The sequence below is a fragment of the Sphingomonas aerolata genome, assembly GCF_023935825.1.
Taxonomy (GTDB): domain Bacteria; phylum Pseudomonadota; class Alphaproteobacteria; order Sphingomonadales; family Sphingomonadaceae; genus Sphingomonas; species Sphingomonas aerolata.
In genome coordinates this window covers 1,267,801-1,291,002 of sequence record NZ_CP098762.1, presented here as the reverse complement: position 1 = coordinate 1,291,002, position 23,202 = coordinate 1,267,801, and the positions used below count along the sequence as shown (strand labels likewise).

Below are 23,202 nucleotides of genomic sequence, written 5' to 3'. Positions count from 1 at the left end.
CAGCAGCACCGTCAGCTGCGGGCTGCGCTCCACGCCAGCCACAGCCAGCCGCCAATCAGCAACGCGCCGCCGATCGGCGTGATCGCACCGAACCAGCGCGGCGCCCCCAGCGCCATGGCATAGAGCGTCAGCGCAAAGATCGCCGCGCCGATGACGAACAGCCATGCCGGCCCCCGCGCCTCCATCCGCACCGCGACCAGCGCCGCGACGACATGGATCAGCTGATACTGCGCGCCCGTCTTCAGCCACTCCACCGCGGGACCGCTGGCGCCATGCGCACCGAACGCCCCCGCCCCGACCGCGATAGCGCCCGACAGCGCCGCCAGTACTGCGAGCATCATTGTGGATCATTCCCCCATGGAAAGCGCTGCGCGGTTTCGGTGCGCGCCGCGCGAATGTCGCCGGCGGCGATCTGAATGCGTAGCCGCTCCTTGTCGCGCGCCCGGTACGCTTCTTCGGCACGATCGATCTCCGCGGGCGCGACGCCGAGCCCGCGCAGCGCCAGCCGCGCCATCTTGACCGCCGATTCGAGAACCTCGCGAACGACATAGGTCGCCGGGCCGTTCTTCAGCTTGACGAGCGTACGGCGATCGAACGCGCGGACATAGATCTCCGCCTTGGGGAATGCCTCGTGAATCGCCGCTATCGTCTCCGGCTCGATCTGATCGCCGTCGATACACATGCAGATGAGTTCGGCGTCCGCCGCCCCCGCCTGACGCAACAGGTCGAGCCGGGTGCCGTCGCCATAATAGACTTTGGCCCCGAACTCGCCCGCAATGTCGATCATCTCGATATCGGTATCGATCAGCGTGACCGGGATGCCCTGTGCCAGCAGCATCTGACCGACCGTCTGCCCGAACCGGCCATAGCCGACGATGATCGCATTGGCGCCATCGGCGACCGGGCCCTCGCGATCGGTGCCCGGTGCGATCGGCTCGGTCCGGAACCGGCGGGTGATCCCCATCAGGAACGGCGTCGTCGCCATCGACAGCGTGATGATCGCGCCGAACAGGCTCGCTGCTTCCGGATCGATCAGCAGCCCCGCCTGCGCCTGCGCGAACAGCACGAACCCGAATTCACCGCCCTGGCTCAGCAACAGGCCGAGCGCGAATGCCTGCCGCCAGGTCATCTTGAACGCCATGCCGATCGCCATGATCACGCCGGTCTTCGTCGCGATCAGCGCCGCGGCCATCGCCAGCACGAACAGCGGCCGCTCGGCGATCGCGCCGAGATCGAGCAGCATGCCGACCGCGAGGAAGAACAGCCCGAGCAGGATCGACCGGAACGGCTCGACATCGGCCTCGAGCTCATGCCGGTACGGACTGTCCGCGAGCATCACGCCGGCGATGAACGCACCGAGCGCGGTCGACAGGCCGAGCCATTCCATCACTGCGGCGCTGGCGATGACTGTGAACAGGCCAGCGAACACGAACATCTCGCGCTCGCCCATATTGCCGATCAGCCGGAAGAACGGCCGCAACAGGAACCGCCCGGCGATGATCAGCCCGACGACCGCGGCGACCGTGTAGAGCGCGAGCAGCCATCCGGGCGGCGCATTCGCATCGGCGGGATTACGGCTCATCGCCGCGACGATCGTAATCAGCGGGACGATCGACAGATCCTGGAACAGCAGGATCGAGAAGGCGCGCTCGCCAAAGGGCGTCCGCATCCGCCCCGAGGATTGCAGCATCGGCAACACCTGCGCGGTCGACGACAGCGCGAGCGGCAGTCCCAAGGCGAGCGCGGCGGGCAGCGAGAAGCGCGCGCCGAGCCACACGATCGCGGTGATCGCGAGACCGCAGGCGACCACCTGCATCAGGCCCAGCCCGAAGATTTCATGCTTCATCCGCCACAGCCGGCTCGGGTTGAGCTCGAGCCCGACGATGAACAGCAGCAACGTGATACCGAGTTCGGCAAAGCCGAGCTTGGCCTCGGCGTCGCCTACCAGTCCTAGGACATGCGGCCCGACGACCGCCCCCGCGACGAGATAGCCCAGCGTCGCGCCGAGCCCGATCCTTCGGAACAGCAGTACGAACACCAGCCCGAAGCCGAGCAGGACCACCCCGTCCCGCAACAGCGACGTCGGCGTGCCGTCATGCATCAGACATCGGTCCCGGCAGATGCGCTCGCGGGTGCAGTGACCGACACCTCCGCATGACCCGACACAGTGTTCGCCGCGGCCTCGGCCGCCTCCGCCGCCGCTTCGAAAGCGAGGCGGATCGACGGATGCCGCGCGGTATAGTCGAGTGCGGGTGCGAAGACATCCATCCCGGGCCAGTCGGGTGCGTCGCCGGTGCGCGCGAGCCAGGCGGTGATCGCATCGCGTGCCGCCGCCAGCTCCGCAGGCGTCCGCCCGACGATGCTCGAGGCGAGCAACGACGAGGACGCCTGACCCAGCGCACAGGCACGCACCAGCAGCCCAACCGCGGCGACGCGCCCGTCCGCGCCCATATCGACGTCCACCGTCACGCGGCTGCCGCAGATTGGCGAGCGGCGTTCCGCGGTCGCCATCGGCGCGGTCAGGCGCTCATGATGGGGGATCGACGCGGCAAGACGCAGGATCTCGGCATTGTAGAGGGGGGCGTTCATGGGGTCGGCTCACTTGCGGTATCGGATCGGGAGACGTTCGGCTTCGTGCCGAACACCGGTTTGCCGCGACGGCGGCGATCGACGAAATCGGCGATGCTCGCGCTCGTCGCATTGAGCAGCGGATAGGTGCGCGAACGGGTCATCCATTCGGGCCGCCGCGCCGCACCGCCGCTCATCGTGTCGATCACCAGCGTCGCGAGCAGGAAGACGAGGCTTGCAAGGATCAGTCCCTTCAGCGCCCCGAACCCGAACCCGAGCGCGCGGTCGACCGGTCCCAGGATCGACGTCCGCGTCCGCGCGCCGATCGCGTTGGCGACGAGCCGCCCGCCGATATAGGTCAGCCCGGTGATGAGCGCGAAGGCAAGGACAGCCGCACCGCTGACCGTCCCGATGACCGGCGTCAGCGCGGCCGCGACGGGGATGTGGAACAGCTTGAGCATCGCGACCATCGCGACCCAGGCGAACATCGAAAGCACCTCGGTCACGAACCCGCGAATCAGGCCGAGTACGGCGGCGCCGGCAACCGCGAGCAGGACGATGACATCGAGGGCGGTGAGGTTCATGATGTCTGGAATAGGGACGAGTGCCGCGAACCGCTAGTGCAGCCGCACGAACCGCCGGATCATGGCCACACCATCGTCGTTCACCGCAACGCCGGACGCCGCGTCCCGCCCCGGCTCATCCCCGCCCGAGCATGTGGTCGACGAACGCGGCGAGCGTCTTGAACCCCGACAGCCGCATGCCGCTCTTCTCGTCGCTCATCGACGCGGGGACGAGCGCGCGCTCGAACCCCAGCTTGCTCGCTTCCTTCAGACGCAGCGGACCGTGCGCGACCGGCCGGATCTCGCCCGACAAGGCGACCTCGCCGAACGCCACCGCATCGACCGGTACGGGACGTTCCGCCATCGCCGATATCAGCGCCGCGGCTACCGCGAGATCGGCGGCGGGATCCTGCACCCGGTACCCGCCGGCAATGTTGAGATAGACCTCGGCCGACGAAAAGCTCAGCCCGCACCGCGCCTCGAGCACCGCGAGGATCATCGCCAGCCGCCCCGAATCCCATCCGACCACCGCGCGCCTCGGCGTAGCGCCGCTCGCCAGCCGCACCGTCAACGCCTGGATCTCGACCAGCACGGGTCGCGTCCCCTCCAGCGCCGGGAACACCGTGGCGCCGGTCATCGCGTCGTCGCGCGTCGTCAGGAACAGCGACGACGGGTTGCCGACCTCCGCCAGCCCCTCGGTCTGCATCGAGAAGACGCCGATCTCGTCGGTGCCGCCGAAGCGGTTCTTGATCGCGCGCAGGATCCGGTACTGGTGGCTGCGCTCGCCTTCGAAGCTCAGCACCGTGTCGACCATATGCTCGAGCACGCGCGGGCCCGCGATGCTGCCGTCCTTGGTCACATGGCCGACCAGCACCACCGCGGTCCCGCGCTCCTTGGCGAACCGGATCAGCTCCTGCGCCGATGCCCGTACCTGGCTGACCGTACCGGGTGCGCCTTCGATCAGGTCGGAATGCATCGTCTGGATCGAATCGATCACCAGCATCGCCGGCGGTTTTGTCTGCAGCGTCGTCAGGATGTCGCGCGTCGAGGTCGCCGCCGCGAGCTGCACGGGCGCATTGCCGAGCCCGAGACGCCGCGCGCGCAGCCGGACCTGGTCCGCCGCCTCCTCGCCCGAGACATAGGCCACCGACTGGCCGGCAAGCGCCATCTTCGCTGCCGCCTGCAACAGCAAGGTCGACTTGCCGATCCCGGGATCGCCGCCGATCAGCGTGGCCGACCCCTCGACGAAGCCCCCGCCCAGCGCACGGTCGAGCTCGGCGATACCGGTCGCCATCCGGTCGGGCAGCTTGATCTCCGCATCCAGCCCGACGAGCTGGATCGCGCGGCCGCCGGTCTGCAGATTGTGCTTCGAATGAAACGGCGTCGCGGCGGTATTCGCCTCCTCGACCAGCGTGTTCCATTCGTGGCAGTCGGCGCATTGCCCGGCCCAGCGCGATGCGACCGATCCGCACGCCTGACACACATACCGTTTCTGAATTTTCGCCATCGCCGCGGTGTAGCCAGATAGGAACGATAAGGGAACAGCGATCACCCGCGCGGCGAAACGCCACCGCCTCGGCGACAGAGGATTGTCTGGCGCTAACCGACGGGCAACGCTATCCGCCCGAGCGATGCAGCCGACCGACCTCCGCGTGGCCCTGTTTAGCGGCAACTACAATTACGTCCGCGATGGTGCGAACCAGTCGCTGAACCTGCTCGTCGGCCATTTGCTGTCGCGCGGCGTCAAGGTGCGGGTCTATTCGCCAACGGTCGCGGAGCCCGCCTTCCCCGCGATCGGCGATCTGGTCGACGTGCCCGCGATCCCGCTGGTCGGCGGACGCGGCGAATATCGCGCGGCACTCGGGATCACGCCGCGCGTCCGCCGCGACATCGACGCGTTCGCCCCCAATATCGTCCATGTCTCGGCGCCCGAGTTTCTCGGCCATGCCGCGGTCGCCTATGCGCGCAAACGCGACATCGCGACCGTTGCCTCCTTCCACACCCGGTTCGAGACCTATTTTCGCTATTACCGGCTTGGCTTCCTCGAGCCGATCGCAAAGAAGCGGCTGACGCGCTTCTACAACCGCGTGGAAGAGGTCCTGGTGCCCGGGACCAGCATGGCCGAGCTGCTCCGCGGCTGGGGCGTGAAGTCGTCGATCGGCATCTGGTCGCGCGGTATCGATCACGCGCGGTTCGACCCGGCGCGGCGCGACACGGCCTGGCGCCGGTCGCTCGGCATCGCGGACGACGAGATGGTGGTCGGGTTTCTCGGCCGGCTGGTGAAGGAAAAGGGCCTCGACGTCTTTGCCGACGTCGTCACCGAACTGCGCCGCCGGGGCGTGCCGCACCGCGTGGTCGTCGTCGGTCAGGGTCCTGCACGCGACTGGTTCGCGGGCCATGTCCCCGAAGCCGTGTTCGCCGGCTTCCAGTCGGGCGACGCGCTCGGCCGCGCAGTCGCGTCGATGGACGTGTTCTTCAATCCGAGCATCACCGAGACCTTCGGCAACGTGACGCTCGAGGCGATGGCGGCGGGCGTGCCCGTGGTCGCCGCGCGCGCGACCGGCGCGGTCGACCTGATCGAGGACGGCACGACCGGCTTCCTCGTACCACCCACCGATATCGGCGCCTATGCGGATGCGATCGGTCGGATCGTGTCGGATCCCGCGCTGCGGCAGTCGATGGGCGAAGCCGGACACGCCAAGGCCGCGGGCTATCGCTGGGACACGATCAACCAGACGGTACTCGACACCTATCTGGCGGTGACGGCGCGCCGGCACCGATAATCGTCGGAGTAATTGCGGGCGACGCGAACCCGTAAGGTTACGCGTCCACCCAATCGAACGTCAGCGGCGCCTCGCGAAACGCGAACCGGTCGAGATGGCTCGACACCACGTCGCGCATCCGTTCGACATCCCCGCCCTCGGGCACCGTCAGCGCGACGTCGAGCGTCTGGCTGTCCGCGCGCATCTCGAGCACCGCACCACCCGGAAACGCGATACGCCCCTCCTGTTCGGTGAAGCGCACTTCCATCTTGTGGCTCCAGTGCTTGGCGAGCTGCTGAAGATATCGGCTCGCCGACTGCGTCGGCACGCGTGCGACCGACACGCTCACTTCACGCGCTCGATCTTCTGGACGACCTCGTCGATCAGCGCCGCCACCTGGTGCGCCGCCTCTTCCGAAAAGCCGTCGCCGAGCAGCCGGTCCTGCACCGCATGGCGCAGATTGCCCATTGCGCGCCGGATGGGAGCCCGATCCGCGCGTTCGCGGTGCTCGCCGACCGCGGCCAGCCGCGCCATCAACGCCGCGACCTGCTCTGCATTCTCGTCAAGATGCGTGGTGCCGGCCGGCGTGATCGCAAAGCGCTTCTTCGCGCCTTCGGACTGCTGCTCCTCGACCAGCCCCATTTCGTCGAGCAGCGTGATCGTCGGATAGACCACGCCCGGACTCGGCGCATAGGCGCCCCCGGTCAACTCCTCGATCGCGCGGATCAGGTCATAGCCGTGGCGCGGTGAGTCGGCGATCAGCCTGAGCAGGACGAGGCGCAGTTCACCCCCGTCGAACATCCGCCGCTGCCGCCCGCCACCCGGCCGCTCACCCTCACCCGGCCCCCAGGCGAAGGCGAAGCGCCCGCCGCCCCGACCGCCGCCATAGCCGCCGCCCATCGCGGCATGGTGTCCGTCACGATGACCGCATCCGCGGCCGTGCATGTGCATGAACATTCGAATCTCCTGTCGAGCGCATCCCGATACGTGCAAGATATATCTTCAGCTGTGCTTCGCAAGATCTACCAAGATATATCTTTCGCATGTCTTGGGCAGAGGACGCGTGGTCAGACAGCGGAACGCGAGGCTAGGCCCAGGGTGGCAGAGTCGGGCGTATCGACTACATTGCGAGCATGGCCGACCTTTTTGCGGGTTTCGAACCCGCCCCCCCACCCGACGCGCATCCCGAAAACGCACCGCTCGCCGATCGCCTGCGTCCGCGGACGCTCGACGAGGTTGTCGGGCAGGATCACATCACCGGCGCAGGCGGCGCGATCGGGCGCATGGTGGCGGCGGGACGACTGTCGTCGATCATCCTCTGGGGACCGCCCGGCACCGGCAAGACGACGATCGCGCGCCTCCTTGCGGACGCGGTCGATCTGCGGTTCGTCGCGATCTCCGCGGTGTTTTCGGGCGTGGCCGATCTAAAAAAGGCGTTTGCCGAAGCCCGCGACCACGCGCGACTGGGCAAGCGTACGCTGCTCTTCGTCGACGAGATTCACCGCTTCAATCGCGCGCAGCAGGACGGATTTCTTCCCTATGTGGAAGACGGCACGGTGACGCTGGTCGGCGCGACGACGGAAAACCCGTCCTTCGAGCTCAACGCGGCACTGCTCAGCCGTGCGCAGGTACTGATCCTTGAGCGACTGGGCCGCGGTGCGCTCGAGCTGTTGCTGACCCGCGCGGCGACGCTGATGGACCGCCCGCTCCCGCTCACGCCCGAGGCGACCGATGCGCTGATCGCCAGTGCCGATGGCGACGGACGGTTCCTGCTCAACCAGGCCGAGACGCTGTTCTCGGTCGACCTGCCCGAACCGCTCGATCCGGCGGGGTTGTCGAACTTCCTCCAGCGCCGCGTCGCGGTGTACGACAAGGATCGCGAAGGGCATTACAACCTCATCAGCGCGCTGCACAAATCGATCCGCGGCAGCGATCCGCAGGCGGCGCTCTATTATCTCGGACGTATGCTTACCGCGGGCGAGGAACCGCTGTTCCTGCTGCGCCGCCTGACGCGCGCCGCGGTCGAGGATATCGGTCTCGCCGACCCCCAGGCGCTCGTCCAGTGTATCGCCGCCAAGGACACCTATGATTTCCTTGGTAGTCCCGAAGGCGAACTCGCGATCGCCCAGGCCTGTGTCTATCTCGCCACCGCGCCCAAATCGAACGCGGTCTACAAGGCGCAGAAGGCGGCCTGGAAATCGGCGCGCGAGACGGGGTCGCTGATGCCGCCCGCCGCGATCCGCAACGCCCCCACCAAGCTCATGCGCGATATCGGCTATGGCAAGGGCTATGCCTATGACCATGATGCCGAGAACGCCTTTTCGGGGTCGGACTATTGGCCCGACGAGATGACGCCGCAGACCTTCTACGCGCCGACCGACCGCGGGTTCGAGAAGCGTATTGCCGAGCGCCTCGCCTGGTGGGACGAACGCCGGCAGGCCAAGGACGCCTAGCCCCGCATGAACGCCTGTGAGACGACTGGACGGCCCGCGCCCCGCCGGGTCGATGTGTGCTGCGTGCGTCTTCGATGACCCCCGATCACTTCACGCAGTTCGTCGCGATCGACTGGTCCGGCGCGAAAGGACAGCGGCACAAGGGGATCGCCGTTGCGATCTGTGGCCGTGATCACGCCGCCCCGACGCTTGTCCCCGCGCCGGACGGGATCTGGTCACGCCAGGCGGTGCTCGACTGGCTGGTCGCACGCCGCGATTTGCCGTTGCTTGCCGGCTTCGACTTCAGCTTTTCCGCCCCCTTCGTGACCCGTGGTGCGCATCTGCCCGGTGAACCGCCGACCGCCGATGCCCGCGCGCTCTGGGCGATGGTCGACGCGCAGAGCGACGATGCCGATCTCGGCGCGGCATCGTTCATCGAGCGCCGCCGCGGCACGCATTTCTATCTCGGCGCGGCGGACGGGACCAAGGCGGATTTCCTGCACTGGCGTCGGTGCGAGATGCCGGACGACGGCAGCCGCAAACCTTCGACCGTGTATGACGCGATCGGCGCGGCGCAGGTCGCCAAGGCGAGCTTTGCCGGGATGCGCCTGCTGCACCGTCTCGACGGGCGGATCCCGGTCTGGCCGTTCGATGCCCCGCCGCGATCGGGCGCCGCGATCGTCGAAATCTATACCAGCATCGCCGCACGCGCCGCGGGGCGCCCCGTCGGCCGCAGCAAGATGCGCGACGGCGCGACGCTCGACGACGCGCTCGCAGCGCTCGGCTCCGCACCGCACCACCCCCTCGCGCGCTATGACGACCATGCGACCGACGCGATCCTTACCGCAGCCTGGCTCCGCGCCAATGCGAAGAACGCCGATTTCTGGTGTCCTCGAGCGATGACTTCGCTTATTGCTGCAACCGAAGGCTGGACGTTCGGCGTCACCTGACGCATGAGGCGCCCGCTGCCGGTTTAGCTCAGTTGGTAGAGCGCCAGTTTTGTAAACTGGATGTCGCGGGTTCGATTCCTGCAACCGGCACCACTCCTCCACCCGACCGCACCACCACCCGCGCCCTCAGATCGCTGTGGCGTACAGCGCATGGTGGGAGAGAATGAAGAGCGTGTGATTGTCGGGGCCGCCGATCACCAGCTGCAGCGGACGGTCGGGCACGTCGATCCGCCGGACCAGCGCGCCGCCGGCATCGTAGACGAACACCTGCCCATTGGCGACGTAGAGCCGGCCCGAGGCATCGCGGGCGACGCTTTCACCGCCGCGATCGGCCACCGGCTTCAGGTCGGTGACCCTGCCTTGCGCCCCGACCAGGCCGCTATAGGTGCGGTTCTCCGACGCGTTGGTCTGGACGACGCGCTCGCCGGGCCGCGCGGCGACGAAGCCGTTCGCGTTGAGCGTATCCGACCAGCGCCATCCCTGATGATCGTCTGGCCCCTGATTCCACACGCGAAAGGCAGGAAGTGCGAGCGAACCGTCGGGCGACACATAGTGCGCCGCCTTGGCCTCGCCCATCTTCGCCGCGAACAGGTCCGCCATCGTCGGATACTGATAGGTGACGGGATCGATCCGGTCCGCGAATTCGCCGTTTTCCCAGACGTTGACGGGCAGCACGGTGGCGGCATCCCTGTTCGCCGGGCCGGACTCGGCGATCGCGGTCGGCGCGATGACCCGGACATCGGCGGGCTTTGCCGGATCGATGCTGTAGACCGTGGCATCGCGTCCTGCCGACGACAGGACCAGCAGCCGCCCCGATCGATCGACCATCAGATTGACCGGATCGAGCGGTGCCTCCGCGACGATCGAGAGCCCTTCGCGCTTCGACCAGCCATGGATGCGCTGGAAATGGCGGTCGATGAAGTAGAGCTTGCCGTTCGCGTCGACCGCACCGCCGGCGATCGAATAGAAGCCGTCGGCGAGCTTCTCGACCGCCGTCGGAGCCGGAACCCTGGGCGCGGGAGTCGCAGGCACGTCGAGCCGGGCGAATTCGCGCTCGCGGACCTCCTGTCCGCCGGTGATGTCCTTGATCGCGTTTTCGAACGGATATTTGCTCGCCCGCAGAAAGGTGCCGCAGCCCTTGGCATCGCAGCTCGCAAAGCCGCTCTCCGCGTTCACATGCACATTGCGGAAGCGGATATCGCCCGACTCGTAGAGCTTGATCGCCGCATCCATCGGCTTGATCGAGCGGGTGACGCGGTAGCCGTGATAATTGGCGAACAGGATGTTGCGCGAATGGCGGATCTCGGTCGAGATCGCGTCGACGCCGTCGCGAACCTCCTGCTCGGTCTGTGGTGCGAGGAATTCCCAGTTCGCGACATGATCGAGCACGATTTCGGCGCGATAATGATGCTCGGCCGACAATTGGTAGACATGGCCCGGCGTGCTGGTGTTCGACACGTGAAACCCCGCCGATGCCAGCGTGTTGGGGGACCACAAGGCGGCAAAGGTGCCGCCGCCGCCGTCCGTCACCCAGATGCTGGGATATTGCCCGTCGAAGCGCGCCCGCGGATCGCCGAAGCCGATCGGGCTTCCCTTGGTCAGCGCGGTGCCGCCGCCGCCCTGGATCTTGACGTCGTTGACCATCGACGCCTCGCCCGCCTTCCACAGCAATGCGGTCGCGCGCGGGTTGACCCCACCGGTCCACAGCCCCAGCCCGGACACGATCGCATCGCCCCCCTTGGCGCTTTCGATCAGCGCCTTGGGTCCCCCGACCCCCATGAAGGCCGGTGTCGAATCGGCCAGATAGAGATGCGTGAGGCCGGGATGGAGCGCGATCAGCACGGTGTCGGGCCGGAGGCGGATGGTGTCGGTGACCCGGTAGCGCCCGGTCGGGAAATACAGCACGCGGTGCGTGTCGACCGCGCGCTGCAGCGCGGCGGTATCGTCGGTCTCGTCGTCGCCTTTGACGCCGAGATCATGGACATTGGCCCAGTCCTGAACCGGCGGCATGGCCCGGATTGCGCGCGCGGGCCGCGCGGGCGTACGTGCAAGCGGCGTCATCGCGACGTCGGTCGCATAGTCGCCGATCACACCCAGTGCCGGCAGCTTCAGGCCATAGGAGAAATCGCTGACCCGGTAGCGCGCGCCCGATCCCGCCACCGTCTTGCCGCTATCGCGAAACCGCACGAAGACCGGGGTATCGACCGCCACCGCATTGTCGAACCCGATCTGCGTGAAGACGCTGCCCTCGTTCGAGACGACGACGCCGGCGCGCGTCACCTTCTCGAACCGGACGTCCTTCCCCCACAGCGAATCCGAATAGCCGCGATCGATCTCGATACCGACCGGCGTGTCGCGGATGACGACGTTGACCAGCGTCAGATCGACCTCATGCTCGCGGATCGCTGCATCGCGCTGCCCGGAAAATTCCGAATCGAGCAGCGTGAACTGCCAGGCGGGCGACGTCTTTTCCGACATGATGCCATAGCGCCCACCGAAGAAGCGCAGATTCTCGAAGGCATTGCCCGCCTGATAGACGCCCGCCAGCCCCGATCCGATGTGAAAGTCGGCATGCCGCAGATAGCCATGCTGCGCGACACGGAAGCGCACCGCGACCGCGCCCGCATTGCCCGCGCCGATCCGGAAGTCGATGTTCGACAGCGCCGAGTAGAAGGTGCTCGACGTCGCGTCGAAGATGCTCGGATCGAACGGCACGCTGGTCCGCGGCGGCACCGGTGCCTTGCCGACCCGGTATTGATCCTCGCCGGTGAAGCTGACCATCGCGGCCACCCCGGATGCGAAGCCTGCACTGTTATCGGCGAGCAGGATCTCGGGCCGGGTCGCTCCCACCCCGAACAGTCGGACAGCGGAGCGGACGAAGATCGTCCGGCTGATCCGGTAGCGCCCAGATGGCAGGAAGACGACGCCGCCCTTGCCGCCCGCCGCCGCCGCGTCGATCGCCTGCTGGATCGCGGCGCTGTCATCGGCACGACCATCGCCGACACCGCGGACCGTGATCGCCCGCGGATCGGCCGGCGCGGTGTGATAGACCGACGTCGTCCCGGCGAACGCCGGGGTCGCGAGCAGCAGCAGCGCTGTGCCCGCCAGCCATTTCACGTCCATCATTCATCTCTCCGTGAGTGCCGCCCGGGTGCCGGCCTAACGAAGGCCGCTGATCGCTTCAGGCGCGACAAAGGTCGTAGTCCGGTCAGGCCGCCTGCAGCATGAGCGTATGCGCGAGCACCGCGACCTGCGTGCGGTTGCGCACGTTGAGCTTGCGCATCAACGCCGTCATGTGCGCCTTCACGGTCGCTTCCGCGATGCCGAGATCGAAGGCGATCTGCTTGTTGAGCAATCCCGAATGCACCCCGCGCAGGACCTTGATCTGCGTCGGCGTCAGCCGCGGCAGCGGCGCGCGCATCGCCAGCGCCTGGCCCGCGTTCGAGATCGCGTTCGAGGTCGTGGGGGCGTGCTGGATTTGCCGTGCGGTCTGGGCAGTCCCGTCCATGGTCATCCTCCTCTGCTGTCGGCTTTTCACGCCCCGGTCGATCGCCGCGGTCAAAGGCTTCTCAGTGCCGGCCCATCGAACTCTCTTGCGGAGTCGGTTGGACAGGTCCTCACTATGCCTCCGCATTTTCGCGGTGATCAAGCCTTTTCGGTGTCGTTAGACAGAAACCTGTCCTACAGCTGTTATCAAACCGGCAGGCGAACGCGTCGTCGGATCATTGGGAGTGATGTCGATGATGCAGTCACAGCGCGGTCGCACGCGAACGAACGGCACCCATCCGTGATCGGCGGCGACCTGAGGCTCGTGATCGCGGCGCTGGCTGGCATCGCGTTGGCCGTCGTGATGATCGTCCGCGGCCGGCTGCATCCCTTTATCGGCCTGTTGTGCGGCGCGTTCACCGTCGGGCTGCTGGCCGGCCTGCCGCTGCCCGACGTCGCCAAGGCGGTGCAGAAGGGTGTCGGCGACATCATCGGCGGGACCGGGCTGGTCGTCGCGCTCGGCCTGTCGCTTGGCGCGATGCTGCATCTGTCGGGGGCCGCGGCGTCGCTCGCCCGCGGCGCGCTGCAGATGACCGGCGCACGCGCCGCCCCCTGGGCAACGCTGGGCATTGCGATCGTCGTCGGCCTGCCGCTGTTCTTCGAAACCGGGCTCGTCCTTTTGCTGCCGATCGTCGTCGCCGCCGCGGAGGAAATGACGGGCGAGGACGGCCCGGTACGGGATGCCGCCAAGCTCCGGCTGATCATGCCCGCGCTGGCGGGGCTCGGCGTCGTCCATGCGCTCGTCCCGCCGCATCCCGGCCCGTTGCTCGCGGTCGAGGCGCTGGGCGCGGATCTGGGGCGGACGATGCTGTACGGCATCCTGATCGCGATCCCCACCGCGGTGATCGCGGGTCCGCTGCTGGCGAAGATCACGACGCGCGGCGTCCGGCTTGCGTCACCGGTTGCGACCGATGCCGGGCTCGCCATCACACCGCCGCCGCAGCTCTGGTCGCTGCTGATCGTGCTGCTGCCGGTGCTGATGATCGCGACCGGTGAGCTGGGGCAGATGATGCCCGCGCTGAAGGGGGCGGGCTGGCTCGTCGCGGCGAGCAACCCGGTCGTCGCGCTGCTGCTGACCAACCTCGTCGCGCTGCCGCTGCTGTTCGGGCGACGGCTGCGCGAGGCGGCGATCCAGGACGCGGTGTGGCATGAAACGATGGGCGCGGCGGGGGCGATCCTGCTGGCGATCGGCGCGGGCGGCGCACTGAAACAGGTGCTGGTGACCGCCGGGCTGTCCGACCTGCTCGCGCGGACGGTGCTGATGTACGCAATCTCCCCGCTGCTGCTGGGCTGGCTCGTCGCGGTCGCGATCCGGCTCGCGGCGGGGTCGGCGACGGTCGCGACGATCACCGCGGTCGGGATCATGCCCGGCGTCGTTGCGAACTCAGGCGTCTCCCCCGAACTCGTCGTGCTCGCGATCGGCGCGGGCTCGGTCTTCTTCAGCCATGTCAACGATCCCGGCTTCTGGCTGGTTAAGAGCTATGTCGGCACGAGCACTGCCGACACCTTCCGCACCTGGTCGCTGCTCGAAACCGCGATCTCGGTGGTCGGCCTCGTCCTCGTCCTGGCGCTGAGCTATGTCGTCTGAGATGGGACAGGATGCGGTGACGAGAGGGGGCGGGTGCTCGTGAGCGAGGGGCGGCTGGCGGATCGCGCCTATACCGCGATCGTGCGGATCATCACCGATGACGAACTCGCGATCGGCGACCGGCTGCCATCGGAGGCGAAGCTCGCGGCGATGTTCGGCATGTCCCGGACGATCGTCCGCGAGGCGCTGGCCCGGCTTGCTTCGGACGGCATCACCCAGGCACGGCTTGGCGCGGGCTCCTATGTCAAGCGGCGGCCGTCCGCGCGGCTCGGCACGCACATGCCGATGGATGCGCTCGCCGCGACGCTCGGCACCTATGAGGTCCGCTTCGTGCTGGAGGCGGAGGCGGCGCGGCTGGCGGCACAGCGACGCTCGGACGAACAGCTTGCGGCGATCGAGCAGGCGCTGGAGGCGTTGCGCGCGGCATTGCTGTCGAACGCCCCGGCGCATGACGAGGACTGGCTGCTCCACCGCGCGATCGTCGAGGCGACCGCCAACGCGGCGTTCCTGCCGGTGTTCGAGCATCTCCAGGATGCGGTGATGCGGATCCTGCGCGCCGGTGTGGACATATCGCGATCGCGCGCGCCGGAGGTGATCGGCGCGATGATGGACGAGCATGACGCGATCGTCGAGGCGATCCGGGCGCAGGACGCGGACGGTGCCGCGCTGGCGATGCGCTGGCATTTGTCGCAGGGCCGCAAGCGTCTCATGCCCTGATTGCCCCCCGAACGTTGCGACGATGGTCGTAGATGTTCCCCCCGCCGGTCCACGATAGGATCGCCGCATAACGGATTGCGGACCCGGACCGGACAGACGGTCTGGGCCATGACCGAAAGGGGATGGGATCATGGCGAAGGCCAGGCACGACCGAGATTTTGCCGCACGCATCGGCGGCACCGCGACCGGGATGATGGTGTCGGCGATCGCGCTGATCGGGACACCCGTTCTCGCCCAGACCGCCCCCCCGGCCCCGCCCCCGACCGTGACGCCGGCGCCGCCGCTTGCCGAGGACAGCCCGCCGCCGGCGTCCGCGGCCGACATCGTCGTCACCGGCACGCGCATCACCACCAGCGGGTTCAACGCGCCGACGCCGACGACCGTGATCGGCGAGGAACAGATTCTCAAAAATGCCCAGCCGAACATCTTCAACGCGATCGCGCAGTTGCCGTCGCTGCAAGGCTCGACCGGCGCGGCGACCGGCACGTTCAGCACGTCGAGCGGAACGCAGGGGCTCAGCTCGTTTTCGCTGCGGGGTCTTGGACCGATCCGGACGCTGACCCTGCTCGACGGGCAACGCGTCGTCGGCGCGAACGTGACGGGCGTTCCGGACATCAGCATGTTCCCGCAGCTGCTCGTCAAGCGCGTCGACGTCGTCACGGGCGGTGCGTCCGCCTCCTATGGCTCGGACGCGGTCGGCGGCGTGGTGAACTTCATCACCGACACGCGGTTCACCGGGTTCAAGGGCAATATCCAGGGCGGCATCACCAATTACGGCGACGATCAGCAGGCGCTGGTCCAGGCGGCGTTCGGCAAATCGCTGCTGGGCGACCGGCTGCACCTGATCGTCAGCGCCGAATATGATCATGAGGACGGCGTCGGGCCCGGCGATTTCGGCACCGATCTCGCCAAGGGGCGCGACTGGTACCGCGCGACGACTTTGGTCAATACCGGCCAGGCGAACAACGGCCTGCCGCAGTTCAACTATCGCGACTATGCCCAGCCCTATCAATATGCGCGGTTCGGGCTGATCAACAACGGCCCCTTGCAGGGGATCGCGTTCGACCAGAATGGCGCGCCGTTCAACTTCAACTACGGGTCGAACGGCCGCCCGACCGGAACGGGTGGCGTGACCGGCTGCTTCCCCGGCAACAGCTTCTGCGTCGGCGGCGACCTGTCGGGTGCGCCGGGGTCGGGCGCGTCGCTCAAGTCCTCACTCGAACGCCTCAATGGCTTTACCCGCGTCGGTTTCGACTTTGCCGAGAACAACGAAGCCTATGTCACCGTCAACCTCGCGCAGGTGAAGACGAGCAACCAACCGAGCCCGGGCTATAACCGCCCCAGTCTGACCGTGCAGTGCGCCAATCCGTATCTGCCGCAGCTGATCCGCGATCGCTGCGCGACCGCCGGGATCACGCAGTTCGGCTTCGGCACGAGCAACGGCAATTTCCCCGATCCGCTGGTGCAGACCGACCGCCGCCAATACCGGTTCGTGGGCGGGCTTAAGGGGCGGTTCGATCTGGCCGGCACCGACTGGAATTACGACGGCTATTACGAACATGGCATCACGATCGCGCATATCGATGTCGAGAACACCGTGTTGCAGAACCGCTATGTCGCGGCTGCCAACGCGATCACGCTGAACGGCGCGATCGTCTGCGCCGACGCCGCCGCTCGCGCTGCCGGGTGTCAGCCGATCAACATCTTCGGCGGGTCGCCCCCCTCCGCCGCGGCGCTCGCCTATGTCACGCCGGTCAACGGACCGTTGCAGCGCACTAAGCTGACGCAGGACGTCGCCAGCCTCAACTTCTCGGGTGAGCCGCTCGGCCTGTGGGCGGGGCCGCTCGCGGTCGCGTTCGGCGGCGAATATCGGCGGGAATATTACCGCGTCCACGGCGATCCCTATGGCGCCGGGGTCACGGCGCTCAGCCCCAACAGCGCCGACTATCCCGCGGACCCGCTGCTGAATTCGACGCTGGGCAGCAACTGGGCGGCGGGCAACTACAAGAACGGTGGCGGCAAATACGAGGTCTATGAAGGCTTTCTCGAGCTGAACCTGCCGCTGTTCAAGGGCGACGCGATCGGCCGCGCGAACCTGAACGGCGCGGGCCGCGTCACGCATTACAGCACGTCGGGGACGATCTGGGCATGGAAGATCGGCGGCACCTGGGAGACGCCGCTCGACGGCATCCGCCTGCGCGCAGTGACGTCGCGCGACGTTCGCGCGCCCAATTTGTCCGAACTGTTCGCCGCGCCGACCGTCACGACTTTGCCCAACTTCACCAACCCCTTCCCCCCCGGCGGCGGCGTCCAGGCGTTCCAGAACACCATCGGCAATCCGGACCTGAAGCCCGAGATCGCGCGCAATACCGAAGCCGGCATCGTCCTGTCACACCCGTCCTGGCTGCCCGGGCTCGGCCTGTCGTTCGACTATTACAGCATCAAGCTCGACGGCGTGATCTCGACGCTGTCGGCCGACCAGATCGTGCGCTTCTGCTTCGAGGGCAATCAGGCGTTCTGCGGCGGCTTCGTGCTGAACAGCCCGACCCAAGGCGGCAACTTCATCAACGTCCAACCGTTCAACCTCGCCTCGTGGAAGACCAGCGGGTTCGACATCGAGGCGAGCTACCAGTGGAAGCAGCCGCTCGGCCTGCCGGGCAATTTCACCCTCCGCGCGCTCGGCACCAATGTTCGCGAGTTCCTAGTGAAGGCGGGCATCGCCGGTGTCGCGACGGTCGACCAGGCGGGCGCCAACAATGGTGCGACACCCGACTGGAAATGGCTCGCTACGCAGAGCTACGACAATGACCTCTTCAGCCTGACGTTGCAGGAACGCTGGTTCTCCGACGGCAATTTCGGCAACCAGTATGTCGTGTGCACGACCGCCTGCCCCGCTTCGACCGCCAATAACCCGACGATCGATTACAACACGATGAAAGGCGCCTTCTACGTCGATCTCGGCGGGTCGGTGAACCTGTCCAAACAGGTCAGTCTGTTCTTCAAGGTCGACAACCTGTTCGATCACGATCCCGAACCCGCGCCGCAGACTAATACCGGCCTCGACGTGAACCCCGCGCTCTACGACACGCTCGGCCGCATCTACCGCCTCGGCATGCGAGCCCGCTTCTAGACCGGGACCCGCCCCCGACCCGGCTGGTCGATCCTACCAGCTCGGCCGGGTCAGCGCGGTGATCGCGGAGGCGGGCAGCCGCCGGGTATCGCTCGCCAGCGTATAATGGTCGCGTCCGCCCGTTGCCGGCTGCGCCGCCGAGGCCGGTGCCGCCTGCCGGGCCCCGCCGCCATCGACGACGAAGCGTTGCGCGTGCTGCGCGAGCAGCTGGACCTCCTGCGCGAGCTGCCGCGCCGCGGCGGACGTCTGCTCGACCATCGCCGCGTTCTTCTGCGTCGCCTGGTCCATGCTGCCGACCGCGGCGCTCACCTCGGTGATCGCGAGGGCCTGCGCCTGGTTGTCGGTCGCGATCTGCCGCGAAATATCCGCCGCCTCACGCCCCGAGGCGACGATCCCCGACAGTGCCTGATCGACCAGTTGCACCGCGTCGACCGCCGCTCCGATATCGACCTGCGTCACGGTCAGCTGGTTACGCGCGCGCTTGGCCTCTTCCTCGGCGCGCATCGCCAGCGCGGACACCAGATCGGCGACCACCGCAAAGCCTCGTCCGGCATCGCCTGCGCGTCCCGCCTCGACCGCCGCGTTCATCGCTAGGACGCGGGTCTGGAACGCGATCTTGTCGAGTCCCTCGATGACGCTGTCGATCCCCTTGGCGCTATCGCTGACGCGCTCCATCGCCTGGACCGCTGTGTCGGTCTTGTGGCGTCCATGATCGAGCGCGCTCAGCGCCTGCTCGGAGGTCGCCACCGACCGCGTCGCGCCCTGCGCGGTATCCTTTAGGCGATTGTCCATCTGATGGATCGCCGCCGACGTCTCCTCCAGGCTCGCCGCGGTGCTCTCGGTTCGCCGCGCCAGATCCTCGGACGCCTGCGCAATCTCGCCCGAGCCGATCTGGATCCTGGAGGCGCCCTGCGCGACCGAGCGGATCAGGTCGCGCAAGCTGGCAAGCGCGATATTGAAGTTCGCTTTCAGGTCCTCGTAGATCGCCGGATAGTCCTCGGTGATGTCGACAGTCAGATTGCCCTCGGCCACCTGCTTGAAATTCTGCGCCATGCGGTTGACCACATCGGCGTTGCGCGACGCCTCGACGTTCAGTGCAATCTGCACCCGCGCATTCTCCTGGAACGTTCCCATCGCCTTGGTCATGCGGCCGACGCAGTCGCGAAAGTTCGTGAACTCGATCGGGCTTTCGAGATCACCCGCGGCCAGCGCCTCCATACGAACGACGGTGGTGACATAGGGCACCGCGATCATCTCGCGATAGGTATAGCCGAGCCCAACCGCGATCAGCGTTGCCGCGACGTCCGCGCCGATCAGCGCGGTGCCCTTAAGGACCAATCCCGCAATCGCGGTGCAGGCGACCAGAACGACGAAACTGGAAAAGGCGATCAGCAGTTTCAGGCGGATAGGCGCGTCGGCTTTGAACCATAGCATTCGGGTTATCCTTTGGGAGAGATCGAGCGGGAAAGTGGCGCGCGGGACGACGGCGTCGCGGACCCCCTCGGGTGGATGGCGCGGTCGTCGCACACGGTGTTGCGGCCGGCTTCCTTGGCCCGGTAGAGCGCACGGTCCGCGCGCTCGACGAGATCATCGGCGAGGACGTCGGCGCTGCGGTGATCCCGGCTGAGCGATGCGTGACCCACGCTGACGGTCAGCACCGGGCGTGTCCCGTCCTGATGGTCGACGCGCAACGTCTCGACCGCCGCACGGATCGTTTCCGCCGCGGTCGCCGCAACATCGGCACCGGCACTGGGCAGCAGCACCGCAAATTCCTCGCCGCCGAAACGCGCGACCAGATCGTTGGCGCGCCGCACCGCCGACCGGATGGCGGTCGCGACGATCCGCAGGCACGCATCGCCCTGCTGATGACCATGGGTATCGTTGAAACGCTTGAAATGATCGATGTCGATGAGGATCAGCGACAGGTCGTCACCCGACCGGATCACGCGGCGTACCTCCTCCGCCAGCGTCCGGTTGAACCGTCGCCGATTGGCGAGCTGGGTCAGCGCGTCGCTGAACGCGTGATGCGCGTTTTCGAGGCGCAGCTCGACCGATTCGGTGATGTCGGTCGCGATCTTGACGATCCGTGTCGGCTTGCCGGACGCGTCGAGGATGGGGTTGTAGCTCGCCTGCAGCCAGATCGGCCGCCCGTCCCGCCCGATCCGGCGGAATTCGGAGCGTATGAACTCCCCCTCGCGCAGCCGTTCCCAGAATCGGTCATAGCTGGGATCGCAGGCGTCCTCGGGGGTCACGAACATGCGGTGATGCCGGCCGCGAATGTCGGTCTCGGTATAGCCGGTGATCGCCAGATAGAGCGGATTGGCGGACAGGATCGTCCCGTCGAGCGCGAATTCGATCATCGCGGTCGATCGCGAGATCGCCTCGAGCATCTTGATTTTGTCCGCGGCATGCTGATGCTCATGCGTGATATCGTTGGCGAGCTTGAACACGCGCTGCGGGACGCCGTTGCTGTCCAGCACCGGCATGTAGGTCGCCTGCAACCAGACTTCGCGACCATCCTTGGCGATGCTGCCGAACTCGGTCTGGATCAGACGCCCCTTGCGCAGCGTGTTCCAGACGGTCGCATAGTCCGCCGTCCCCGCCGCGGTCAGCCGGACGAAGCTGCTGTGATGGCCGCCGATCAGGTCCTGCGCCTCGCGACCGAAGATGCGCAGATAGCGATCATTGACCGCCAGCACCTCGCCTTCCATCGAGAATTGCACCGTCGGGATCGACCGCGCCAGCGCGTCGACGACGAACGGGGCGTTCGCCATATCCCATCTGCCGCCGTCGTCCGCGACGTTGATCATCGTATCCATGCCGAAACTCTCGGAGTGACGGGCGTGCAACGACACGTCCGGCCTCCATTATAGGCCGGCACCACGGGGCACCGGGCGCGTCGGCGCTTTTTTGGCGCGGTCCGGGCGACGAACCGAGCGGCCTAGCGCGAGACGGCGCGCCCGGCGATCATGCAGAGGATACAGCCAGACCCAATGAGCATGCCGGGAAGGAACAGCATCGCTGCAGCGATATGGGGCATGTCCCGGTAGAGAAGATAATGCGGCCGGTCGGACACATAGATGCTGAACCCGCAGACGATCAGCGCCGTTGCCAGGCAAATCATGGCAAGCGAAACCTTGGGAACGGCGTCCCCGACATGCTCCTCGTCATGCTTCGACGGCCGCATCAGGATCACCGACAGGGCATAGGTTGCGGATATTCCAACGATAATTCCGACGATAAGTATCGTCACCGGCCGGTCAAGTATAAGCGAGCATGCCAATATGAATCCAAGTGGGATCATCAAACCAAGCGCAAGCCCGAGCGCCATTGTAAGGAATCTCAATGTTCAGCTGTCATGATCAAAGGCCGCTCTCATGGCTGTCCTAATCTCTCCTCGTGCACGACTTGCCACATTTGCTGTGTTTCCGCTCATGATTTAGATCATCTTGTACGAATAACTTGAAATTTGCTGAGCTGGATCATTGCGGTGAAGGTGAAGACTTTCGGACTGCAATCGGTTGCATACTCGGCGGCAGCCGTTGCTGTGACCGGTCGGGTGATCCCGACGCCGGGACATGGCCGGCGCCTGCGCCGCGATCGCCAATGGTCAGTGCACAGGCTTGCACCAGCGGCACGCCTCGGCTATGCGCGCCAGCTTCCAACATCTGATGATGGAACCTGCGGGAGACGCGCGTCGAGCGTGCGTCGTTCGTACCGCTAGACTCGAAACCGGGCTGTGCGCGCGAAGGCGGGCGGCCCCTATCAAGAGAGTGACATGGCTAAAAAGATTACCGGATACATCAAGCTGCAGGTCCCTGCAGGCGAGGCAAAGCCCGCGCCGCCGATCGGGCCTGCGCTGGGTCAGCGCGGCGTGAACATCATGGAGTTCTGCAAGGCGTTCAACGCCGGCACGAGCGAACTGAAAAAGGGCATGCCGATCCCGACCGTCATCACGGTCTATGCGGATCGCTCGTTCTCGTTCGAGACGAAGACCCCGCCGGCATCGTACCTGATCAAGGAGGCCGCCGGCCTCAAGTCGGGTTCGAAGGAGCCGGGCAAGGTCGTCGCTGGCAAGATCAAGCGCTCGCAGCTGAGCGAGATCGCCACGACGAAGATGAAGGACCTCAACGCCAACGATATCGACGCTGCGACGAAGATCATCGAAGGCAGCGCCCGCGCAATGGGCCTCGAAGTGGTGGAGGGCTGATATCATGGCAAAGCTGACCAAGAAGCAGAAGGCCGTCACGGTCGACACCGTCAAGCTGCACGCAATTGACGAGGCGATCGCGCTCGCACGTTCGGGCGCCACGTCGAAGTTCGACGAGACGATCGAAGTCGCGCTGAACCTGGGCGTCGATCCGCGTCACGCAGACCAGATGGTCCGCGGCGTGGTGACGCTGCCCAAGGGCACCGGCAAGACCGTCCGCGTCGGCGTGTTCGCCCGCGGCGCGAAGGCTGAAGAGGCTCTCGCAGCAGGCGCAGACGTCGTCGGCGCGGAAGACCTGATGGAGACCATCCAGGGTGGCACGATCGATTTCGATCGCTGCATCGCGACCCCGGACATGATGGGCATCGTCGGTCGTCTCGGTAAGGTTCTGGGCCCCAAGGGCCTGATGCCGAACCCGAAGCTCGGCACGGTGACGATGAACGTCGCGCAGGCGGTCAAGGACGCCAAGGGCGGCCAGATCGAATACCGCGTCGAGAAGGCCGGCATCATCCACTCGGGCATCGGCAAGGCGTCGTTCCCGGCAGAAGACCTGCGCGCGAACTTCGACGCGCTGGTCGACGCCGTGGTCAAGGCCAAGCCGTCGGGCGCGAAGGGCAAGTATGTCCGCAAGATCGCGGTTTCGAGCACCATGGGTGCCGGGATCAAGGTCGACACGACGGAGGTCGCCGGCGCCTGATCGGCGTTCGCGCTTTCGAGTGTTAGGAAAGGGGCCGGG

Annotated in this window: 20 protein-coding genes and 1 tRNA gene; 9 read left to right on the top strand and 12 right to left on the bottom strand. The window is 66.8% G+C overall.

The annotated features are described in order from the left end of the window. Nucleotides 1–11: 11 nt before the first annotated feature. From NEF64_RS06020 to radA, 5 genes are all read right to left on the bottom strand, one after another. Complete coding sequence (locus tag NEF64_RS06020; RefSeq protein WP_056406176.1) at nt 12–341, bottom strand: DUF423 domain-containing protein; 330 nt, start codon at nt 339–341, stop codon at nt 12–14. Then, a complete protein-coding gene (locus tag NEF64_RS06015) occupies nt 338–2,101 on the bottom strand; it encodes a cation:proton antiporter domain-containing protein (RefSeq protein WP_031439608.1) in 1,764 nt (587 codons plus the stop codon). The genes NEF64_RS06020 and NEF64_RS06015 overlap by 4 nt, the downstream gene beginning before the upstream one ends. Beyond that, nucleotides 2,101–2,589 carry an iron-sulfur cluster assembly scaffold protein gene (locus NEF64_RS06010; RefSeq protein ID WP_252574707.1) on the bottom strand — a complete coding sequence of 163 codons (489 nt, stop codon included), beginning with the start codon at nt 2,587–2,589 and terminating at the stop codon, nt 2,101–2,103. Before NEF64_RS06010 ends, NEF64_RS06015 begins: the two co-directional genes overlap by 1 nt. After that, nucleotides 2,586–3,152: a CvpA family protein gene (locus NEF64_RS06005; RefSeq protein WP_031439610.1), complete on the bottom strand. Its 567-nt coding sequence runs from the start codon at nt 3,150–3,152 to the stop codon at nt 2,586–2,588. Before NEF64_RS06005 ends, NEF64_RS06010 begins: the two co-directional genes overlap by 4 nt. A 115-nt stretch (nt 3,153–3,267) precedes the next feature. After that, nucleotides 3,268–4,638 (bottom strand): DNA repair protein RadA, encoded by a 1,371-nt coding sequence (gene radA, locus NEF64_RS06000; protein ID WP_107929806.1) that lies wholly within the window; start codon nt 4,636–4,638, stop codon nt 3,268–3,270. 124 nt (nt 4,639–4,762) lie between these two features. Between radA and NEF64_RS05995 the strand changes: the two genes are divergently transcribed. After that, complete coding sequence (locus tag NEF64_RS05995) at nt 4,763–5,914, top strand: glycosyltransferase family 4 protein (protein WP_031395274.1); 1,152 nt, start codon at nt 4,763–4,765, stop codon at nt 5,912–5,914. A 37-nt stretch (nt 5,915–5,951) separates the two neighbouring features. On the opposite strand, the gene NEF64_RS05990 is transcribed toward NEF64_RS05995, so the two are convergent. Then, nucleotides 5,952–6,242 carry a DUF2218 domain-containing protein gene (locus tag NEF64_RS05990; protein ID WP_031395273.1) on the bottom strand — a complete coding sequence of 97 codons (291 nt, stop codon included), beginning with the start codon at nt 6,240–6,242 and terminating at the stop codon, nt 5,952–5,954. Next, entirely contained in the window at nt 6,239–6,850 is a 612-nt protein-coding gene (locus NEF64_RS05985; protein ID WP_043157622.1) for a PadR family transcriptional regulator, read from the bottom strand. Before NEF64_RS05985 ends, NEF64_RS05990 begins: the two co-directional genes overlap by 4 nt. A gap of 176 nt (nt 6,851–7,026) precedes the next feature. Here NEF64_RS05985 and NEF64_RS05980 point away from each other — a divergent pair, with 176 nt between their 5' ends. From NEF64_RS05980 to NEF64_RS05970, 3 genes are all read left to right on the top strand, one after another. Continuing rightward, the gene (locus NEF64_RS05980; protein ID WP_056406173.1) at nt 7,027–8,346 is read left to right on the top strand and encodes a replication-associated recombination protein A; all 1,320 of its coding nucleotides are present in this window, start codon (nt 7,027–7,029) and stop codon (nt 8,344–8,346) included. A gap of 74 nt (nt 8,347–8,420) precedes the next feature. Continuing rightward, nucleotides 8,421–9,275, top strand: a complete 855-nt coding sequence (locus tag NEF64_RS05975) for a hypothetical protein (RefSeq protein WP_031396686.1) — start codon at nt 8,421–8,423, stop codon at nt 9,273–9,275. A 17-nt stretch (nt 9,276–9,292) separates the two neighbouring features. After that, nucleotides 9,293–9,368, top strand: a tRNA-Thr gene (locus tag NEF64_RS05970). A gap of 33 nt (nt 9,369–9,401) precedes the next feature. Here the strand turns inward: NEF64_RS05970 and NEF64_RS05965 are convergent. Both NEF64_RS05965 and NEF64_RS05960 read right to left on the bottom strand, forming a co-directional pair. After that, nucleotides 9,402–12,398 carry a glycosyl hydrolase family 28-related protein gene (locus tag NEF64_RS05965; RefSeq protein ID WP_156360338.1) on the bottom strand — a complete coding sequence of 999 codons (2,997 nt, stop codon included), beginning with the start codon at nt 12,396–12,398 and terminating at the stop codon, nt 9,402–9,404. Nucleotides 12,399–12,483: 85 nt separating this feature from the next. After that, nucleotides 12,484–12,696: a helix-turn-helix domain-containing protein gene (locus NEF64_RS05960; RefSeq protein WP_037529849.1), complete on the bottom strand. Its 213-nt coding sequence runs from the start codon at nt 12,694–12,696 to the stop codon at nt 12,484–12,486. 366 nt (nt 12,697–13,062) lie between these two features. Between NEF64_RS05960 and NEF64_RS05955 the strand changes: the two genes are divergently transcribed. The 3 genes from NEF64_RS05955 to NEF64_RS05945 all read left to right on the top strand — a co-directional run bounded on the left by NEF64_RS05955 (nt 13,063) and on the right by NEF64_RS05945 (nt 18,256). Continuing rightward, nucleotides 13,063–14,409 (top strand): GntP family permease, encoded by a 1,347-nt coding sequence (locus NEF64_RS05955; RefSeq protein WP_056406171.1) that lies wholly within the window; start codon nt 13,063–13,065, stop codon nt 14,407–14,409. A 39-nt stretch (nt 14,410–14,448) separates the two neighbouring features. After that, nucleotides 14,449–15,126: a FadR/GntR family transcriptional regulator gene (locus tag NEF64_RS05950; RefSeq protein WP_056406405.1), complete on the top strand. Its 678-nt coding sequence runs from the start codon at nt 14,449–14,451 to the stop codon at nt 15,124–15,126. A gap of 130 nt (nt 15,127–15,256) precedes the next feature. Further along, on the top strand, nt 15,257–18,256 hold the full coding sequence (locus tag NEF64_RS05945; protein WP_056406170.1) for a TonB-dependent receptor plug domain-containing protein: 3,000 nt from the start codon (nt 15,257–15,259) through the stop codon (nt 18,254–18,256). Nucleotides 18,257–18,289: 33 nt separating this feature from the next. Here NEF64_RS05945 and NEF64_RS05940 read toward each other — a convergent pair whose 3' ends face one another. The 3 genes from NEF64_RS05940 to NEF64_RS05930 all read right to left on the bottom strand — a co-directional run bounded on the left by NEF64_RS05940 (nt 18,290) and on the right by NEF64_RS05930 (nt 21,587). Next, the gene (locus NEF64_RS05940; RefSeq protein WP_082446767.1) at nt 18,290–19,690 is read right to left on the bottom strand and encodes a methyl-accepting chemotaxis protein; all 1,401 of its coding nucleotides are present in this window, start codon (nt 19,688–19,690) and stop codon (nt 18,290–18,292) included. A 5-nt stretch (nt 19,691–19,695) separates the two neighbouring features. Continuing rightward, entirely contained in the window at nt 19,696–21,075 is a 1,380-nt protein-coding gene (locus NEF64_RS05935; RefSeq protein ID WP_056406169.1) for a sensor domain-containing diguanylate cyclase, read from the bottom strand. Between the two features lie 122 nt (nt 21,076–21,197). Continuing rightward, the gene (locus tag NEF64_RS05930; protein WP_056674699.1) at nt 21,198–21,587 is read right to left on the bottom strand and encodes a hypothetical protein; all 390 of its coding nucleotides are present in this window, start codon (nt 21,585–21,587) and stop codon (nt 21,198–21,200) included. A 447-nt stretch (nt 21,588–22,034) separates the two neighbouring features. On the opposite strand from NEF64_RS05930, the gene rplK reads away from it, so the two are divergent. Both rplK and rplA read left to right on the top strand, forming a co-directional pair. Next, nucleotides 22,035–22,466, top strand: a complete 432-nt coding sequence (gene rplK, locus NEF64_RS05925) for a 50S ribosomal protein L11 (RefSeq protein WP_031392847.1) — start codon at nt 22,035–22,037, stop codon at nt 22,464–22,466. Between the two features lie 4 nt (nt 22,467–22,470). Further along, entirely contained in the window at nt 22,471–23,163 is a 693-nt protein-coding gene (gene rplA / locus NEF64_RS05920; protein WP_031439626.1) for a 50S ribosomal protein L1, read from the top strand. Nucleotides 23,164–23,202: the final 39 nt, after the last annotated feature.

Bases quoted from the DNA above. Each gene is read 5' to 3' on its own strand.
- rplA (WP_031439626.1), top strand. From the start codon at position 22,471: ATGGCAAAGCTGACCAAGAAGCAGAAGGCCGTCACGGTCGACACCGTC.
- NEF64_RS05995 (WP_031395274.1), top strand. From the start codon at position 4,763: ATGCAGCCGACCGACCTCCGCGTGGCCCTGTTTAGCGGCAACTACAAT.
- rplK (WP_031392847.1), top strand. From the start codon at position 22,035: ATGGCTAAAAAGATTACCGGATACATCAAGCTGCAGGTCCCTGCAGGC.
- NEF64_RS06005 (WP_031439610.1), bottom strand. From the start codon at position 3,152: ATGAACCTCACCGCCCTCGATGTCATCGTCCTGCTCGCGGTTGCCGGC.
- NEF64_RS05965 (WP_156360338.1), bottom strand. From the start codon at position 12,398: ATGGACGTGAAATGGCTGGCGGGCACAGCGCTGCTGCTGCTCGCGACC.
- NEF64_RS05980 (WP_056406173.1), top strand. From the start codon at position 7,027: ATGGCCGACCTTTTTGCGGGTTTCGAACCCGCCCCCCCACCCGACGCG.
- NEF64_RS05975 (WP_031396686.1), top strand. From the start codon at position 8,421: ATGACCCCCGATCACTTCACGCAGTTCGTCGCGATCGACTGGTCCGGC.
- radA (WP_107929806.1), bottom strand. From the start codon at position 4,638: ATGGCGAAAATTCAGAAACGGTATGTGTGTCAGGCGTGCGGATCGGTC.
- NEF64_RS05935 (WP_056406169.1), bottom strand. From the start codon at position 21,075: ATGGATACGATGATCAACGTCGCGGACGACGGCGGCAGATGGGATATG.
- NEF64_RS06020 (WP_056406176.1), bottom strand. From the start codon at position 341: ATGATGCTCGCAGTACTGGCGGCGCTGTCGGGCGCTATCGCGGTCGGG.
- NEF64_RS06015 (WP_031439608.1), bottom strand. From the start codon at position 2,101: ATGCATGACGGCACGCCGACGTCGCTGTTGCGGGACGGGGTGGTCCTG.
- NEF64_RS05930 (WP_056674699.1), bottom strand. From the start codon at position 21,587: ATGGCGCTCGGGCTTGCGCTTGGTTTGATGATCCCACTTGGATTCATA.
- NEF64_RS05940 (WP_082446767.1), bottom strand. From the start codon at position 19,690: ATGCTATGGTTCAAAGCCGACGCGCCTATCCGCCTGAAACTGCTGATC.
- NEF64_RS05960 (WP_037529849.1), bottom strand. From the start codon at position 12,696: ATGCGCGCGCCGCTGCCGCGGCTGACGCCGACGCAGATCAAGGTCCTG.
- NEF64_RS06010 (WP_252574707.1), bottom strand. From the start codon at position 2,589: ATGAACGCCCCCCTCTACAATGCCGAGATCCTGCGTCTTGCCGCGTCG.
- NEF64_RS05945 (WP_056406170.1), top strand. From the start codon at position 15,257: ATGGCGAAGGCCAGGCACGACCGAGATTTTGCCGCACGCATCGGCGGC.
- NEF64_RS05985 (WP_043157622.1), bottom strand. From the start codon at position 6,850: ATGTTCATGCACATGCACGGCCGCGGATGCGGTCATCGTGACGGACAC.